This window comes from Bradyrhizobium ontarionense, from assembly GCF_021088345.1.
Classification (GTDB): Bacteria; Pseudomonadota; Alphaproteobacteria; order Rhizobiales; family Xanthobacteraceae; genus Bradyrhizobium; species Bradyrhizobium ontarionense.
Genome location: NZ_CP088156.1, coordinates 1,220,095 through 1,237,007, shown reverse-complemented (window position 1 = coordinate 1,237,007; position 16,913 = coordinate 1,220,095). Strand labels below are relative to the sequence as shown.

General features: G+C 64.8%; 15 protein-coding genes. 8 read left to right on the top strand and 7 right to left on the bottom strand.

Going from position 1 to position 16,913, the window contains the following annotated elements:
* Window position 1: 1 nt before the first annotated feature.
* The 4 genes from LQG66_RS05525 to LQG66_RS05510 are packed head-to-tail and all read right to left on the bottom strand — an operon-like array spanning window position 2 to window position 4,212.
* Window positions 2-922: an SMP-30/gluconolactonase/LRE family protein gene (locus tag LQG66_RS05525; RefSeq protein WP_231324267.1), complete on the bottom strand. Its 921-nt coding sequence runs from the start codon at window positions 920-922 to the stop codon at window positions 2-4.
* Window positions 919-1,860, bottom strand: a complete 942-nt coding sequence (locus tag LQG66_RS05520) for an amidohydrolase family protein (protein WP_231324266.1) — start codon at window positions 1,858-1,860, stop codon at window positions 919-921. The genes LQG66_RS05525 and LQG66_RS05520 overlap by 4 nt, the downstream gene beginning before the upstream one ends.
* 1 nt (window position 1,861) lies before the next feature.
* Window positions 1,862-3,199, bottom strand: coding sequence for an MFS transporter (locus tag LQG66_RS05515; protein ID WP_231324265.1), 1,338 nt, complete (start codon window positions 3,197-3,199; stop codon window positions 1,862-1,864).
* 32 nt (window positions 3,200-3,231) lie between these two features.
* Window positions 3,232-4,212: a hydroxyacid dehydrogenase gene (locus LQG66_RS05510; RefSeq protein ID WP_231324264.1), complete on the bottom strand. Its 981-nt coding sequence runs from the start codon at window positions 4,210-4,212 to the stop codon at window positions 3,232-3,234.
* Between the two features lie 235 nt (window positions 4,213-4,447).
* Between LQG66_RS05510 and LQG66_RS05505 the strand changes: the two genes are divergently transcribed.
* The 6 genes from LQG66_RS05505 (at window position 4,448) to hflX (ending at window position 11,885) form a co-directional block, all read left to right on the top strand.
* Window positions 4,448-5,128, top strand: a complete 681-nt coding sequence (locus LQG66_RS05505) for an RraA family protein (protein ID WP_231327699.1) — start codon at window positions 4,448-4,450, stop codon at window positions 5,126-5,128.
* 91 nt (window positions 5,129-5,219) lie between these two features.
* Window positions 5,220-5,939: an IclR family transcriptional regulator gene (locus LQG66_RS05500; RefSeq protein ID WP_231324263.1), complete on the top strand. Its 720-nt coding sequence runs from the start codon at window positions 5,220-5,222 to the stop codon at window positions 5,937-5,939.
* Window positions 5,940-6,227: 288 nt separating this feature from the next.
* Window positions 6,228-8,567 carry a sensor histidine kinase NtrY-like gene (locus LQG66_RS05495; RefSeq protein ID WP_231324262.1) on the top strand — a complete coding sequence of 780 codons (2,340 nt, stop codon included), beginning with the start codon at window positions 6,228-6,230 and terminating at the stop codon, window positions 8,565-8,567.
* 17 nt (window positions 8,568-8,584) lie between these two features.
* Window positions 8,585-9,955 carry a nitrogen assimilation response regulator NtrX gene (ntrX, locus tag LQG66_RS05490; protein WP_231324261.1) on the top strand — a complete coding sequence of 457 codons (1,371 nt, stop codon included), beginning with the start codon at window positions 8,585-8,587 and terminating at the stop codon, window positions 9,953-9,955.
* Between the two features lie 274 nt (window positions 9,956-10,229).
* Window positions 10,230-10,478 carry an RNA chaperone Hfq gene (hfq, locus tag LQG66_RS05485; protein WP_006613906.1) on the top strand — a complete coding sequence of 83 codons (249 nt, stop codon included), beginning with the start codon at window positions 10,230-10,232 and terminating at the stop codon, window positions 10,476-10,478.
* A gap of 27 nt (window positions 10,479-10,505) precedes the next feature.
* Window positions 10,506-11,885: a GTPase HflX gene (gene hflX, locus LQG66_RS05480; RefSeq protein ID WP_231324260.1), complete on the top strand. Its 1,380-nt coding sequence runs from the start codon at window positions 10,506-10,508 to the stop codon at window positions 11,883-11,885.
* Window positions 11,886-12,004: 119 nt separating this feature from the next.
* Here the strand turns inward: hflX and LQG66_RS05475 are convergent, their stop codons facing one another.
* Window positions 12,005-12,385 carry a winged helix-turn-helix transcriptional regulator gene (locus LQG66_RS05475; RefSeq protein WP_231324259.1) on the bottom strand — a complete coding sequence of 127 codons (381 nt, stop codon included), beginning with the start codon at window positions 12,383-12,385 and terminating at the stop codon, window positions 12,005-12,007.
* A 144-nt stretch (window positions 12,386-12,529) separates the two neighbouring features.
* On the opposite strand from LQG66_RS05475, the gene LQG66_RS05470 reads away from it, so the two are divergent.
* On the top strand, window positions 12,530-12,916 hold the full coding sequence (locus LQG66_RS05470; protein ID WP_231324258.1) for a DoxX family protein: 387 nt from the start codon (window positions 12,530-12,532) through the stop codon (window positions 12,914-12,916).
* A gap of 91 nt (window positions 12,917-13,007) precedes the next feature.
* Window positions 13,008-13,391: an MAPEG family protein gene (locus LQG66_RS05465; RefSeq protein ID WP_231324256.1), complete on the top strand. Its 384-nt coding sequence runs from the start codon at window positions 13,008-13,010 to the stop codon at window positions 13,389-13,391.
* A gap of 68 nt (window positions 13,392-13,459) precedes the next feature.
* Here the strand turns inward: LQG66_RS05465 and LQG66_RS05460 are convergent, their stop codons facing one another.
* Together LQG66_RS05460 and LQG66_RS05455 are read right to left on the bottom strand one after the other, a co-directional pair.
* On the bottom strand, window positions 13,460-15,226 hold the full coding sequence (locus LQG66_RS05460; protein WP_231327698.1) for a thiamine pyrophosphate-requiring protein: 1,767 nt from the start codon (window positions 15,224-15,226) through the stop codon (window positions 13,460-13,462).
* Window positions 15,210-16,895 carry an FAD-dependent oxidoreductase gene (locus tag LQG66_RS05455; RefSeq protein ID WP_231324254.1) on the bottom strand — a complete coding sequence of 562 codons (1,686 nt, stop codon included), beginning with the start codon at window positions 16,893-16,895 and terminating at the stop codon, window positions 15,210-15,212. Before LQG66_RS05455 ends, LQG66_RS05460 begins: the two co-directional genes overlap by 17 nt.
* Window positions 16,896-16,913 lie beyond the last annotated feature (18 nt).

Sequence of the window (16,913 nt, the reverse complement as noted above, 5' to 3'; positions counted from 1 at the left end):
CTCACGCGTGCGAATACATCGGCAGGCCCGGCGTCTCGAGCTCAGCCCGCAGGATCGAGCCGGTCCGGCTCTCGGTGATGAACAGGCTGCGATTGCCGGCGCCGCCGAACGCGAGATTGGTGGTGCCGACGCCGGCGTATGACACGATGCGGTCGAGCGGTTCGGCCACGGATGACACGCGCCACACCGAGCCGAAGCCGGTGTGGCAGATCAGGAGATTGCCGTCGCGGTCGAGCGCCAGACCATCCGGACCGCCGGGGCCACCATGCAGGTTGACGAACACGCCGACCTTGGTCGTGATGCCGCTTTGCGACAGCGGAATGCGCCACACTTGGTTGGCGCGGGTCACGGCCACCAGAAGGAAGGTCTCCTCGGGATCGACCACGATGCCGTTCGGACTGGGGATCGTGTCGACCAGGCAGGTCAGACGGCCGTCCGTGCCGAGGAGCCAGACGCGGCCGGTCGGGTCGTGCATGCCGGTCTGGCCCTGGTCGGTGAAATAGAGCGTGCCGGAGCGTCCGAACACCAGATCGTTGACGCCCTTGAAGCTCTCGGTCGCAGCGGTCTCGAGGAACGGCGTGACTTGACCCGTCTCGGGATCGAGCAGCATCAGGCCGCGTTTGTAGTCGGTGATGAAGATGCGTCCGTCGGCGTGGATCTTCAGGCCGTTCGGCCAGCCGTCATATTCGGCGATCTGAGTCCACGCACCGTCCGGACTGATACGAAAGATCCGGCCGAACGGAATATCGGTGACGTAAAGCCGGCCGTTGCGATCGAAGGAGGGGCCTTCGAGAAAGCTGTCGATGGCGCGGCCGCCCTGATTGGCGTCGGCCCAGGCGCTGCGCCTGGCGTTGCGGAAGTGATCCGGCAGCCGGGTGAAGATTTGGGTGTCGATACGACGGGGCGGTGCGAACCAGCTCATGTCGCAAATCCATAGAGCTCCGCCGGCGAAGAGACCAGGACCCGCTGCAGCGCGGCCTGGTCCGGCATCGCGTTCGCCATCAGATCGAACAGCTCCGCATCGTCAGGCTTGTCGTCGGCCTTCCGGGTCGGGTGCGGCCAGTCGCTGCCCCAGACCACGCGTTCGGGGGCGGCGCGGACATAGGCCGCAGTGATGGCGGCACTTTGGACATAGGGCGACTTGCTGCTGAGATAGGCACCGGAGAGCTTGACCCAGGTGTTGCCCTTGTCGAGCAGCCTGCGAATGATTGCATAGGATGCGCTGTTGAGGCCGTCGGCCGGCAGCGCACCAAGATGATCGATCACAATGCGCGACGGCAGCCTCGAGAGCATGTCCTGCGTCGCTTCGAGCTGCTGCGGCCGCATGTTGATCTCGCAGTGCCAGCCAAGCGCCGCAAGCCGCGGCGACAGTTTTTCGAGCGAAGCGACCGAGAGCGGACCGGGGAAGGGCAGGTTGAAACGGACGCCGCGGGCGCCGAGCGAGTCGAGCCGCCTGAGCTCGGCATCCGAGACATCCTCGGCGACCACCGCCACCATCCTGAAATTGTCGGGGCCGAGCGCCTTCATGGATGCAAGCTGCAGGCTGTTGTCCGTGCCGTAGGTCGACGGCGTCACCAGCACGCCCCTGATAGTGCCGATACGCCGCTGCAGCGCCATGTAGTCATCCGGCGAAGCGTCAGGTGGGGTGAGCGTCGCGCCGGGCGCGGCGGGATAGTTGGAATCGTAGGTATGGAAGTGACAGTCGGTCGCCTTCGGCGGCGCCTTTGCCGCAGGCGAGGCCGTTCCTGCCGACCAACGGACGGCTTCCGTCGATTGGGCCGTTCCAAGGCGCGGCAGCGTGGCGGCGGCAGCAGCGCCGATCAACAGGCCGCGGCGCGAGATGGTGGCGCATCTGCTCATGTCATGCCCCCTTGGCGACGACGGTGCTCAAGGTCTCCGCACGCCGCGGTCGGCTGATGAGGAGGATCAGCGAGGCACCGACGATCGTCACGATCGCGATCGGCAGCAGCGCCAATCCATAGTTGCCCGTGGCTTCGAGGACGCTGCCGTAGATGTTCACCATCAGGCCGCCGCCGATCAGGTTCGACACGGCATTGATCATGGCCAGGCCCGCCGCCACCGATCCGGCACCGAGCCAGCCCGACGTCAGCGCCCAGAACGGACCCTTGAATGCGTAGGCGCCGACGAGCACGAGGCTGAGCAGAATGACCGTTCCCAGGAGGGAATGAATGACGAAAACGCCAAGGAACCCGCACGAGATCAACAGCAGCGTCAGCGCCGTATGCCAGCGCCTTTCCTTGGTCTTGTCGGAGTGACGGCCCCACAGCACCATCAGGATGCAGGCAACTCCGTAGGGGATCGAGTTGATCAATCCGGTCTCGAGGTTGGTGAGCCCGAATGATTTCAGGAATTGGGGCTGCCAGACCCCCAGCACGGATCCAGCCGCCGAAGCGCCGGAACAGGCAAGCGCCATCGCCCAGACATAGGGATTGCGTAACAAGTGTACGAAGGAGCCCCATCCGGTTTGTCCTGTTGTCGCCGGGCGGCTCGCCGTCTCCCGTTCGAGCTCGGCACACAGCCACGCCCGCTCGTCATCACGCAGCCAGCGCGCCTGTTCCGGCCTGTCGGTCAGGATGAACAGACAGACCAGACCCAGCAGCACCGAGGGAACGCCTTCGACGATGAAGAGCCATTGCCAGCCGCGCAGACCCAGCATGCCGTCGAGACTCAGCAGCAGGCCGCCGAGCGGAGAGCCGATGAAGGTCGCGGCGGGAATCGAAATGCCGAACAGGGCGATCAGGCGACCGCGATAGTTGGCCGGCAGCCAATAGGTGAGGTAGAGCAGCACGCCCGGAAAGAAGCCGGCCTCCGCTGCGCCGAGAACGAAGCGCATCACGTAGAACGAATTCTGGCCCTGCACGAACGCCATGCCGGCCGAGATGATGCCCCATGTGATCATGATACGGGCGATCCAGCGCCGTGCGCCGAAGCGCTGCAGAGCGAGATTGCTCGGCACTTCCATCAGGAAGTAGGAGAAGAAGAACAGGCTGGCGCCGAAGCCGAATGCCGATTTCGACATCCCGAGATCCTGGACCATCTGCAAGGATGCCATGCCGACATTGCCGCGATCGAGGATCGCGAACAGATAGCAGATCATTATGAACGGCATGATGCGCCAGGTTACCCGGCGCATGGTCGTCTGCTCGAGCGCGCTCGGCGCCGTCATGGCTTCTGCCATCGTCTCCTCCCAGTTTTGTTTATGTGCGCCGTTCAGGCGACGCGCAGTTGCTTCTTGTTGACCATCGCACGAATGTCGACGGTCTTGCCTTCCAGGACATCCATGACGTGATTGACGGCGATGACGCCCATGGCATCGCGGGCGGCCTGAGTGCTGGCGCCGGCGTGCGGCGTGACGACCACGTTCGGCAATGTCAGCAGCGGAAGATCGGGTCGTGCCGGCTCCTCTGCGAAGGAATCCAGGCCGGCGCCGGCGATGACACCGTCGCGCAGCGCCTCGAACAGCGCGGTCTCGTCGATGAGACCGCCGCGAGCGGTGTTGATCAGGATGCCGTCGCGACGCATGCGGGCGATCTGATCGCGGCCGATCATGTTGCGCGTCTGCGGCGTCAACGGGCAGTGCAGGCTGATCACGTCGCTCGACGCCAGGATCTCGTCGAGGCTGCCGACGCGCTCCGCACCTTCGATGCCGATGTCTGCCGGCATGTATGGATCAAAGACGCGCACCTGCATGCGCAGCGGCTGAACCAGGCCGACCAGGATCCGGCCGATCTCGCCGAACCCGATCACGCCGAGGCCGCGGCCGAAGAGTTGCGCGCCCTTGGTCGTCGCCTTGTCCCAATGCCCGGACTTCACCCGCGCGTCGAGATGCGGAATTTCGCGCGCGACTGCGAACATCAAGGCGAAGGCGAGTTCGGCGACCGATTGCGAATTGGCGCCGCGCGCGACGAAAACGGGAATTCCGCGGCGGTCGGCCGCGTCGATGTCGATATTGTCGTAGCCGACGCCGTGTTTGGCGATCACCTTGAGCTTCGCCGACGCGCCGATCACCTGATCGTCGATCCTGCCCTGACGCACGATGATCGCATCGGGTTGTTGAACGGCTGCGACGTCGGCCAATTCCTCGGAGCTCACGTAGTGAGGGTGGTCCACGAGCGTTGCGCCGCGCCGGGCGGCGGCTTCGGTCGCTTCGCGAGTCAGAGCGGGGCCGGTGATCAAGATCTTGTAGCGCATGTCGCTGCCTTCACGTCTGGCGGCAACGCCCTCGGCCGTTGTGCGATGTCGCACGGCCGAATCCTGCGGCAACCCGAGCCGCCCGACCCGTCCTTTTGACGAGGCGTTGACCGTTTCCCGTATCGCCATTTTAAAATTGAAACGGCGTTGCATTTTTTGTAGGTATCGCGCCGATGGCCCGTATTGTCAACCGCCGATCGGCAGGGCCGCTGGGATGACCCTCAAGGAGCACGCCATGACCGTCGGTTTCCGCATCTATCCAAACCCGCAGCAGAAGGCCTCGCCCGATCTTGTCGAGCGCTATCGCAAGCTGCCGGTCGCCAATGTGAGCGACAGCATGTCGCGAATGAATGCTGCAGGTGCGCGCCTGCGTCCGATGCACGGCAGCGGCGTTCTCGCCGGTCCTGCGATCACGGTGAAGTCGCGTCCCGGCGACAATCTGATGCTGCACAAGGCGCTGGACATGGCGGAGCCCGGCGACGTGGTCGTCGTCGATGCCGGTGGGGATCTCACCAACGCCCTGATCGGAGAACTGATGATCGCGCATGCGGTGCGCCGCGGCCTTGGCGGCGTGGTCATCAACGGCGCGATCCGGGACGCGGCCTCGGTCCGTGCCGGCAAATTCCCGATCTTCGCTGTCGGCGTCACCCATCGCGGTCCGTACAAGGACGGTCCCGGCGAGATCAACGTTCAAATCGCGATCGATGGCATGGTCATCAACCCCGGCGATCTCATTCTCGGCGACGACGACGGGCTCGTATGCATTCCGCTGGTCGACGCAGAGGCCGTCTACGCCGCGACCAAGAAGAAGCACGACGCTGAGACCGCACAGCTGGAAGCCATCGCCGCGGGGCGCAATGACCGCACCTGGGTCGATGAGGAGCTGAAAAAGCGCGGCGTCGAATATATGGGCTGAACATTCGTCGCCGACCCGTGAACTTCGCAGCGGGGATGTGTATACCGTCCCGAAACGGCCGCCTGACCGGCGGCCTGTTCGGGATGAGGACGTGGCGAAGACATCGAGCAAACCCCGGAAGACCGTCAAGCCGGAGAAGTCGCCGGGACTGAAGGGCGTATCCGCCGTCGATCGCGCGCTGAGCGTCCTGACGGCGTTTCAGCGCGGCGACGGAGAGGTCAGTCTTGCCGAACTGACCAAGCGCACCGGCCTCGTCAAGACGACGGTCATGCGCATGGCGCTTTCATTGGAAAGCTTCGGCCTGATCCGACGGGTGGACGATGGCGGCTACCGGCTCGACGCGGAGGTGATGCGCCTTGCCGCCTGCTACCAGCATGCGTTCGGTCTTGGCGATCACGTTACGCCCGTGCTGGAGCAGCTGGCGCGCTCGACCGGCGAAACCGCGTCATTCTACACGCGTCGCGGCGACCAACGCCTCTGCCTGTTTCGCGTCGAGAGCGCCAATCAGATTCGCATGCATGTCCAGCCCGGTGACCTGCGCCCGATGGACAAATCGGCCATCGCCCAGGTGCTGCGACACTTCGATCGTGGTCGCGCAGCGGCGGCGATCGACGTGCCGATCTTCACCAGCGGCGTCACGGACCCCCACGCCGCGGCGCTCGCGACGCCGGTGTTCGGGCCCAGCGGCGCGTTGCTCGGCGCTCTCGCGCTGTCCGGTCCGGTCACCCGGTTGACGGCGGCGCGGGCCGACGAAATCCGTCCACAGTTGAGGAATGCGGGTGTCGATTTGACGAAGGCATGCGGTGGCTAGGGCCAGCAAGTGCGAGCCCCACGCCACTGCGCGTGATGACGCCTTTTTCCGCGTCACGGTCCCCGAGCGCGCCCTGACGGCTCCAGGGCCGTGCGGACCGGCCCAAAGAGCACATGAATTCGGTATTAAAACACCCTCAACTGGATTGACCTGACCCCGCAAGTGTATGCAAACAAATTTGTGGCGTCGCCGTTCGCCGCGGATTTGTCGCAATTTGGCAACAGCGTGGTAGGAATGCATCAGTCCGATTCCCGGACGTGCCACGTTCAGCATCACCCCACTGCCGGAATGACCAGCGCAGAGACCTCGGCCACACCTTTCGATTCGTCCACCGCCGAGGCCCGGCGCTGGACCTGGCGTACCTGGCTGGCGCCGGCGGCGGTGGCGCTCGCGTTGCTGTCGGCTTTCCTGACCTTCATCGTCCTGGTGGGCTTAAGCCCGATCGAGCCGACGCCTGAGGTCGTCAGCACCTTCCTCCTGATCGACGCCGGAACGATCCTGATCCTGGTCGGGATCATCATCCGCGAGGTCTGGCAGATGGTCCAGGCGCGGCGGCGGGGCCGGGCGGCGGCGCGCCTGCACGTCCAGATCGTCAGCCTGTTCTCGGTGATCGCGGTGCTGCCGGCGGTGCTGGTGTCGCTGGTGGCCAACGTCACCATCGACCGCGGCCTCGACCGGCTGTTCTCCGGCCCGGCCAAAGAGGCGATCCAGAACTCGCTGACGGTCGCGCGCGCCTACACCTACGAGCACGCGCAGCTGATCCGCGGCGACATCTTGGGCATGGCCAACGACGTCGCCCATGCGCGGCCGCTCTACGACCAGGACCGCGGCACCTTCCGAGAGCTGCTGACCGCCAGCGCCGCGTCGCGCAACCTGCCCGGCGCGATGCTGATCGACAAGGATCGCACCGTCCTGGAGACGGCCGAGACCGGCATCCAGCAGACGTTCCAGACGCCGCCGGCCGATTTCCTCAGCAACGTCAACGAGACCGAGCCGCAGATCGCGGTGTTCCCCGACGCCAACTACGTTGCGGCGGTGATTCGCCTGCGCGCCTTCAACGACACCTTCCTCTACGTCGCCCGGCTGCTCGATCCCCGCGTGATCGCGCAGCTCAAGCAGACCGAAACCTCGGTCGCCGAATACGCCCAGGTGGAGGCGCGCCGCTTCGGCATCCAGGTCGCCTTCGCACTGATGTTCGCGGTGATCGCGCTGACCATCCTGATGGCGTCGGTGCTGATCGGATTGAACTTCGCCAACTGGCTGGTGTCGCCGATCCGCCAGCTGATGAACGCCGCACACACGGTGGCGACCGGCGACCTCAACGTCCAGGTTCCCGTGCACAGATCGGAAGGCGACCTCGCCCAGCTCGGCCAGACCTTCAACAAGATGACGCAGGAGCTGCGCACGCAGCGCGACGAGCTGGTCAGTGCGAGCGAACTGATCGACAGCAGGCGCCGCTTCATCGAGGCGGTGCTGTCGTCGGCATCCGCCGGCATCATCGGCGTCGATGCCTCCGGAAGCGTCGCCATCCTCAACCGTTCGGCCGAGAAGCTGATCGGGCATGCCGAATCCGAGACGCTCGATCATCCGCTGTCCGACGTGCTGCCCGAGCTCGACGACATGATGAAGACGGCGCGCGAAGGCAAGCAGCGTCTGGTGCAGGGACAGGTCACGGTCCAGCGCGACGGCAATGAGCGCAACCTCTCGGTCCGTGTCACCGCCGAGCAGACCAACCAGGCGCGCGACAGCTACATCATCACGCTCGACGACATCACTGAGCTCGTCTCAGCGCAGCGCACATCGGCCTGGGGCGACGTCGCACGCCGCATCGCGCACGAGATCAAGAATCCGCTGACGCCAATTCAGCTGTCCGCAGAGCGCATTCGCCGCAAATTCGGCAAGGTCATCACCGAGGACAAGGCCATATTTGAGCAATGTACCGAGACGATCGTGCGGCAGGTCGACGACATCAGGCGAATGGTCGACGAGTTCTCGCGCTTCGCGCGGATGCCGAAGCCCGTGATGGAAGGCGAGGACGTCGCCGATGCAGTGCGGCAGGCTGTGTTCCTGATGAAGGTCGCGCATCCCGAGATCGACATCGAGACCGAGCTCAGGCAGGACCCGCTGCGCGCGCAGTTCGACCGCCGGCTGATCTCGCAGGCGCTGACCAACATCATCAAGAACGCCACCGAGGCGATCGAGGTGGTGCCGCCGGAGGAGCTTGGCAAGGGACGCATCGACGTCGTGGCCTCGCGCGAAGGCGACGACGTGCTGATCGACGTGATCGACAACGGCATCGGCCTGCCCAAGGTGGCGCGGCAGCGGCTGCTCGAGCCTTATGTCACCACGCGCGCCAAGGGCACGGGCCTCGGGCTCGCGATCGTCGGCCGCGTGCTGGAAGACCATGGCGGCAAGCTGGAGCTGAAGGACGCTTCCGATTTCCGCGCCGGCCAGCGCGGCGCCTGGATGCGGCTGCGCTTTGCCGTGTCCGGCCAGGCGGCAAAGCCCGGCAAGGAGCCGGCGACCGCTACGGACAATGTGCAGAAGACCGAGGCGAGCGGGGAAACCGCGAGCACGGTTCAAACGACCAATGACCAACCAAAAGTCCAAGCCGCAACAGGCAGCTGACGAGACAGGCGTGACCCATGGCGAGTGATATTCTGATTGTCGACGATGAAGCCGATATCCGGGAGCTGGTAGCCGGCATCCTGGATGACGAGGGCTTCACGACGCGAACCGCTCGCGACAGCGATTCGGCACTGGCCGAGATCGCGGGCCGCCGACCGAACCTGGTATTCCTCGACATCTGGCTTCAGGGCTCAAAGCTCGACGGCCTGCAGCTCCTGGAACAGATCAAGAAGGATCACCCGGATCTGCCGGTCGTCATGATCTCGGGCCACGGCAACATCGAGACCGCGGTCGCCGCGATCAAGCGCGGTGCCTATGACTTCATCGAAAAGCCGTTCAAGTCCGACCGCCTGATCCTGGTCGCGACGCGCGCGCTGGAGAATTCGCGGCTGAAGCGCGAGGTGCGCGAGCTCAAGCAGCTCGCGCCGACCGCGAGCAGCATGACCGGTCGCTCGCCGTCGATGAATCAGCTGCGCCAGACCATCGAGCGCGCCGCCAAGGCCAACAGCCGCATCCTGATCGTCGGTCCTCCCGGCTCCGGCAAGGAGCTTGCCGCCCGCACGCTGCATACCCAGTCGCCCCGCGCCGAAGGTCCATTCGTCGTCATCAACGCGGCCGCGATCACGCCGGAGCGGATGGAGGAGGAGCTGTTCGGCGTCGAGCAGTCCAACGGCGAGCATGCCCGCAAGACCGGTGCGCTCGAAGAGGCGCATGGCGGCACGCTGTTCGTCGACGAGATCGCGGACATGCCGCGCGAGACGCAGAACAAGATCCTGCGGGTCCTGGTCGACCAGACGTTTCAGCGTTCGGGCGGGACCACCAAAGTGCACGTCGATGTACGCATCATCTCCTCCACGGCACGGAACCTGGAGGAGGAGATCTCGGCCGGCCGCTTCCGCGAGGATCTCTATCACCGCCTCTCGGTGGTTCCGATCCGTGTCCCGCCGCTCTCGGAGCGGCGCGAGGACATTCCCGAACTGATCGACTACTTCATGGAGCAGATTTCGGCGACGACCGGCTTGCCGAAACGGCAGATCGGCCAGGATGCGATGGCCGTGCTGCAGTCCCATGTCTGGCCGGGCAACGTCCGCCAGCTCCGCAACAACGTCGAACGCGTGATGATCCTGGCCGCCGGCGGGCCGGAGGTGATCATCACGGCCGACATGCTGCCGCCGGACGTGGGATCGATGGTTCCGGCGATGCCGACGAGCAACAATGGCGAGCACATCATGGGCCTGCCGTTGCGTGAGGCCCGCGAGGTGTTCGAGCGCGACTATCTGATCGCCCAGATCAGCCGCTTTTCCGGCAACATTTCGCGCACGGCGGAGTTCGTCGGCATGGAGCGATCGGCCCTGCATCGCAAGCTAAAGGCGCTCGGGGTCGGCTGAAATTGCCGACCTGGACCAAGGCCGGCACGACTGGACGAATTTACATTGGAAAATTCGTCCGATCCCGGACTTTTACGGACGAATCCGGTTCTTTTGGAACCGGGTTCCGTGCAATCGGCTTGCCTAATATGCTCGCCTGTCTTCTAATCCGGCATCTCATGATCCCTCGAGGGGGATCTCAATGGATCATGGGCCACCGCGACGAGTCCGCGACCTGCAATCGGACCGCCGACGGTTCAATAAGAAAAAGCAACAAGACTGCGAGATAACAACAATGGCGGCAGACCGCGCACAAAACCTACAAGACACTTTTCTCAACCATGTCCGCAAAACCAAGACGCCGCTCACGATCTTTCTGGTCAATGGCGTGAAATTGCAGGGGATTGTCACATGGTTCGACAATTTCTGCCTGCTGCTCCGGCGCGACGGTCACTCGCAGCTCGTCTACAAGCATGCGATCTCCACCATCATGCCGGGCGCCCCGATCCAGCTGTTCGAGGGTGGCGAGGACGCCTCTGCGTGAGAGTAACCTGACGTGAGAGTGACCTGATTGGAACCCCGCGATCGCGAAGGGGGCATCGGCCTTTCCAGGCCGGATGACATCAAGACGACAGGGCTGGTCATCGTGATCGGCCCTTACTTGCGGGCGCGCCGTGGTGACGACGGCGCGCAAGCTGGTCATTCCGACATGCGTGATTTCGAGGCGCGGATCGATGAGGCCGCGGGGCTAGCGCGCGCCATCGAGCTGACGGTGGCCGAATCGATCCTTGCACCGATCCAGCAGATTCGTCCCGCGACCTATCTCGGCAAGGGCAAGGTTGACGAGATCGGGGGCGTGATCGCAGGCCACGGGGTCGAGCTCGTCGTGATGGATTGCGCGCTGTCGCCGATCCAGCAGCGCAATCTCGAGAAGGCCTGGAATACCAAGGTGCTTGATCGCACCGGCCTGATCCTGGAGATCTTCGGCCGCCGCGCCAAGACCAAGGAAGGCTCGCTGCAGGTCGAGCTCGCGCATCTCAACTATCAGCGCAGCCGCCTGGTGCGCTCCTGGACCCATCTCGAACGCCAGCGTGGCGGCTTCGGCTTCATGGGCGGCCCGGGCGAAACCCAGATCGAGGCCGACCGCCGGCTGATCGGCGACCGCATCACCCGGCTCGAGAACGAGATCAAGAAGGTCCAGGCGACGCGGCGGCTGCACCGCGCCGGCCGCCAGCGCGTGCCGTATCGGGTGGTGGCGCTGGTCGGCTACACCAATGCGGGCAAGTCGACGCTGTTCAACCGCCTGACCCGCGCCGACGTGCAGGCGGCCGACATGCTGTTCGCGACGCTCGACCCCACCTTGCGTGCGATCGGCCTGCCGCATGGTGGCAAGGCGATGCTGTCCGACACCGTCGGCTTCATCTCCAACCTGCCGACGCAGCTCGTCGCCGCCTTCCGCGCCACGCTGGAGGAGGTGCTCGAGGCCGACGTGATCCTGCACGTGCGCGACATGTCGCATGAGGATGCCGAGGCGCAACAGCACGACGTCGAGCTGGTGCTGAGCCAGCTCGGCATCGATCCGGAGGCCAACGACACCATCATCGAGGTCTGGAACAAGATCGACCGGCTGGACGAGGCGGCGCGCGAGAACCTCGTCAACATCGCAAGCCGGCGGCCGCCGGAGCGGCCATGCCTGCTCGTGTCGGCCGAGACCGGGGAGGGCGTCGCGCCGCTGCTGCAGGCGATCGAGGACCGGCTCGCCGCGGCGCGGACGACGCTCGATCTCACCATCGACGCCGCCGACGGCGCCGGCATCAGCTGGCTGCACCGCAACGCCGAGGTCCTCGCCAAGGAGCTGCACGAAGGTCATTACGACATGACCGTCCGCGTCGACGCGACGAAACGCGACATCGTGGTCGAGCGCTATCACGGCGTGCCGCGGGTGGCGTGATTTCGAGCGGCTCGCCAACTCTCAGACAAACGCCGCAGCCAGATGGATCTGGACTCCGGGTACGCGTAAAACGTCACGACGTGGCGTAAGGGGAGCTGTATACGGCCGCTCTGCACGGTTCAGCCGTGCTTCGCCTTGCGGCCGCGTCCGCTCGGCTTTGCCGGGACGCTCTTCCCGTACTTGGTCCACCAGGCAGTCAAGGCCTTCATTGTAGGGCCAAGGCCTCGTGCCTTTTCGGTGATCTTGTATTCAACCCGAAGAGGCACTTCCGCGAACACCGTGCGCGAAACCAGGCCGTCTGCCTCAAGTTCGCGAAGCTGCGCGGTCAGCACGTGCTGGGTGATGCCGGGAATTGCCTTCCGCAGCTCCCCGAAGCGGTAGATCCGCTGGTCCAGCAGCCACATGATCTCCAGCTTCCACTTGCCTGAGAGCAGCGCGAATGCGCGCCGCATCTCCGCGTGCATGTTGGCTTCCTTGCCGGCCATGGTCTGCTTTTCCATACTTGGTGCAAATAATTCATCCTACTTGCGAAAATCAATCTTATTCGACATTTTCCGTGTCAGCCGCGCGCAAGTGAATGCGCGCATCCTGACAGACCAAGATGAAACAGAGATTGCTGCTTCAACAGCGATCAAAGAGAACCCATGCCTGCAATCTATACCTACTGGATCAGCACGGCGCTTCTGTCGCTGCTGTATCTGACTTCCGCCTATGTGTACGTCGCCAAAGGAGATTGGGTCCGGCAGGTTCTCGCCGAGTTGGGCTATCCGGGCTACCTCGTGCCGTTCATGATCGTCGTGAAAGTCTTGGGCCCGGCCGCAATCCTGCTGCGCATCAGCACGGCGCTCAGCGATCTCGCCTATGCAGGCATGTTCTATCACCTGCTGCTGTCCGGCTTGGCGTATATCGGCGTCCGAAAGCCCAGTGGCGCCCTGCCAGCCGTAGTTGGCCTCGTCCTGTTGGCCGCCTCGTTCATCACGCAGAACGCTGCCCGGGTAGGCCCATCACCCTATGTGCAGACGATGTTCTGACGCGCCGGATTCAATCAAAGATGTTGCACTGCCGGCGGCAGTGCAATCGTCGACAGTGTGCGGAAAATATGAACGGAGCGTCTCGACGACCATGCTTCCTATTACATCGATCTTTGTGGCGATCTTCGCCATCGCTCTCGTCGTTCTCTCGGTCCCAGTTTCTGTTCTGCGAGCGAAGGTGGGAGTCATGGTGGGTGAAGGCGCGGACGAGTCTCTGCGCCGCCGTATCCGGGCCCAAGGCAATTTTACCGAATACGTGCCGCTCGGGGTGATTTCTCTCGGTTTGGTGGAAGCGCATGCCGCTCCGGCCTGGATGGTAATCGGAATCGGGACAACCCTCGCTCTTGGGCGGCTGGTGCATGCGATCGGGATGCTTGGCGGATCTGCGCCGGTGCGCGGCTTCGGGATGCTCTTGACCTATCTGGCGCTGCTCGTTGCAGCCGGACGCCTCGCGATCGACGTGGTCCCCCTGTGAGTGCGCAGACGGCCTCGGCACGAGCGCCCTTTGGACCACCCGGCGCGGTTCTGCGTCGGTCGCTACGGCTACAACGGCGTGATGTCGACGTGCAGCACTGCGGCGCGCCCACCGTCGAGGATTGCGAGGCAGCGTTCGATCGCGGCATCGAGCTCGTCCGGGTCATCAACCCGTTCGCCGTAGGCGCCGAACGCGCTTGCGATGTCGGCGAGACGCCGCTGCTCATCCTGGCGTCCGGTGCGAAGCCTGGAGAGGAAGGCGTCCGTCCGCTGCGCGGCGCCGTCCGGATAGACGCGTTGCACCGAGGCCTTCACCGCCTGCCATCCATTGTTGTCGAGGATGACGGTCAGGATCGGCAGCTGATACTGCTGCGATACGGCGTAGACGGAATCCGGCGCGGCGAAGTGATAGGCGCCGTCGCCGACGATCTGCACCACGCGGCGCGAGGGATTGGCCAGCTTGAGCCCGAGCGCCATGCCGCCGCTGAAGCCGAGGCCGCCGCCAGCCAGGCCCACATAGGTCATCGGCTTGGTTCGGCGAAGCTGCTGCTGCAGCACCGGCGCGTTGCGGACGGCTTCGTTGACGACGATGTCGTCCTCAGAGAGAAGCGCCTGCAGCCGCGCAAACAGATAGGCCGGATTGATTGCGCCGGGCCGGCCCTTGTGGGCAGCCGCCGACATCCGTTTCGCCTTCGCGGCTTCGCGTGCGGGCTGCCAGCTCGCGATCCGGTCACGCACTTTCCTCAAATAGGCGTCGTCGCCACGGGCGACGACGATCTCCAGCACCTGGCGAAGAATGACAGCTGAATCGCCCTGAATGCGGAGGTCGGTGGCAAATCCCCACATCGGAATGTCCGCCTTCAAGGCGTCGATATCGATCTGGACCCAGCGCAGTCGATCGGCGGCCTTCAGCATCTGCGGAATGAATGGCACGTCTATATCGATCAGGAGCCCAAGGTCGGCGCCTGCCACGAGCTCGGCCGGGTCGGAGCCGGCGAAGCAAGGCGAGTCCTGGCAGATGTTCATCGTGACGGGATTGAACTCGGCGACACGGATGCCGCAGATGAGCGCCAGCCGTTCCAGCACCGAAACGGCGTCGGCGCTGCGTCCGAAGTAGGCGGTCAAGGCGATCGGGTTGTCCGCCTTCATGAGGGCGTCCGCTATCGCCTGGGCGCGCTGCGGCTCGATGCCGCCGGCTTTGACGCTGCCATAGCGCGCGGGCAGGTAGGCCGGCATCACCTCGTCGTCCCAGGTCTCGGCGAGGGTTTCGCGCGGCAGCATCATGTAGACCGGGCCGGGCGGATCGCTGTGCATGAAGGCGGCGGCGCGGGCCAGCGCTTCCTTGACGACCACGCCCGACGGCAGCGTGTAGTCCCATTTCACGTAGGGACGCACGATGCTGGCCTGGTCAAAACTGTCCTGGACGAAGTGGACGTAGGTATCGCGCCCTCCCGGCAGCTCGCCATGCACCGCGAACGGAGCTCGTCCGGCAAACAGCAGCACCGGCAACCGGTAGCGAAAGGCATTCTGAATCGCCATGCACGCGTTCGCCGTGCCGGCGTCGACATGGACGAACACGGCCTGGCCGCGGCCGGTGGTGATCGCATAGCCCATTGCCATGTGCACCGCGACCACCTCGTGGGGACAAAGGATCACCTCGGGATGCCGCCGACCTTCGCCGTCCCAGCGCGCAATTTCCTCGATCAGCGACACATGATCGGTGCCGAGGTTGGCAAAGATGTAGTCGACCCCGAGATCGACGAGGGCCTCGAGGAAGTAATGCGCGGTGGTGTGGCTGGTCATGGCGCGGTGACGCGGATCAGGCAACGACGGCATCGTCACGGCGCATGGCCTCCGGCTGCGTTACGATGCCACGCAGGCGATCGAACAGTTTGTCGGGCTCGTGCGCTGCTGTCGTGCCGCGCCAGGCGATATGCGAGTCCGGCCGCACCAGGAGCAGGCTTTCCGCGAAGCCATAGGCGGCCTTGGCGCGATCGACGTCCACGAGCGTCAAGGGAACACTCTGTCGTGCCGCAGCGTCGATCAGCGGCGTGACATCGACAGCCGGATCGAACCGGACCAGCGTGTAGGCCGGGCCGATCACGTCCAGCAGCGAACGTCCGTCGGACAGCCAGACATGCGGCGCGCGTGCGCCGGGCACGGTGGACGCCGTGAAATAGCCCATGCCGTAGGCCGGCGGGGTTTCGCCATCATAGGAGATGGCCGGCGAGCGGTCGTAGTAATAGCCGAAGTTCAGGCCGGCGCAGCAATATTGCTGCACGTTGAGATCGTAGGCGGCCTTGCCGACCCTGTCCCGCGCCGCGTCGCCGACGGGACCATCGATCTCCACCTCGGCAGGCACGGCGCGCCGCTGGCTCATGACGGCGAGCGCGTGGTTCATCGCGAAGTGCGACACCTGCTCGGTGATCGGCTGCCGCTCCGCTTCATAGGCGTCGAGCAGGGCAGGGGCGGCCCATCCCGTGATGACGCCGGCGAGCATCCAGCACAGGTCGACCGCATCGGCGATCCCGGCATTCATGCCGTAGCCGGCATAGGGGATCCACAGGTGCGCCGCATCGCCACAGATGAAGGCACGACGGTCCCGGAAGCGATCGGCCACCAGGCGACGGCCGATCCAGTCCTCCTTGCTGATGATCTCATACTGGAAACGGTCGTCGACGCCGAGGATGGTGCGCAGGGCCCAATCGCGGTCGACGCTGTCGAATTCCACTTCCTCCGCAGCAAGGTGGTTGTGGATCAGCCAATTGTCGCGACCGTCGATGGAGACGGTAGTGCCGCAGCGGCGCGGATTGAGCGACATCGTCATCCACGCCGGCTTCTGGGCGATGAGGTCCTTCAGCGCCGGAGCGTGGATGTAGGTGGACTGCACCCGCTGCACTACGTCGGTGCCGCTGAGCCGTGAGCCGATGAGCTTGCGCACCGCCGAGCGGCCGCCATCGCAGCCAATCAGATAGTCGGCGGTGATGGTGATGTCCTGGTCGGCGTCGAGATCGCGCGCCCGCGCGACCACGCCGTTGTCATCTTGGTCGAACTCATCGACCTGGACACGGTTGAGAATCGTGACGCCGCGCTGCGCCTCGGCGCACGCGAACAGGATGGGCTCGAGATAGATCTGATTGATGCGATGCGGCGGCTCGGGCGTCGGCCAATCGGTGTCCGGCCCTCCGGTCGCCGTGTAGCGGTCCTGGCGGGATGGAATCGGGATGCGCGTCAGCTCGCGGCCGACGACCGCAGTCCGATAGGCGCAGTCATTGGGAAAATCGGCCGGCAGGCCACCTTCGCGCACCTCGCGGACGATGCCGAGGCGGCGAAACACCTCCATCGACCGCGCGGAGACGTGGTTGCATTTCACGTTGGGCGGCTCGCCGGCGCGTCGGATCTCTGCGACCACGACGTCGATGCCGCGCGAGGCGAGATCCATGGCGGCGGTCAGTCCGACCGGGCCGGCGCCCACGATGAGCACCTGGGTTTGAATCGTCTTCATGTCAGTTCTCTTGCTTTG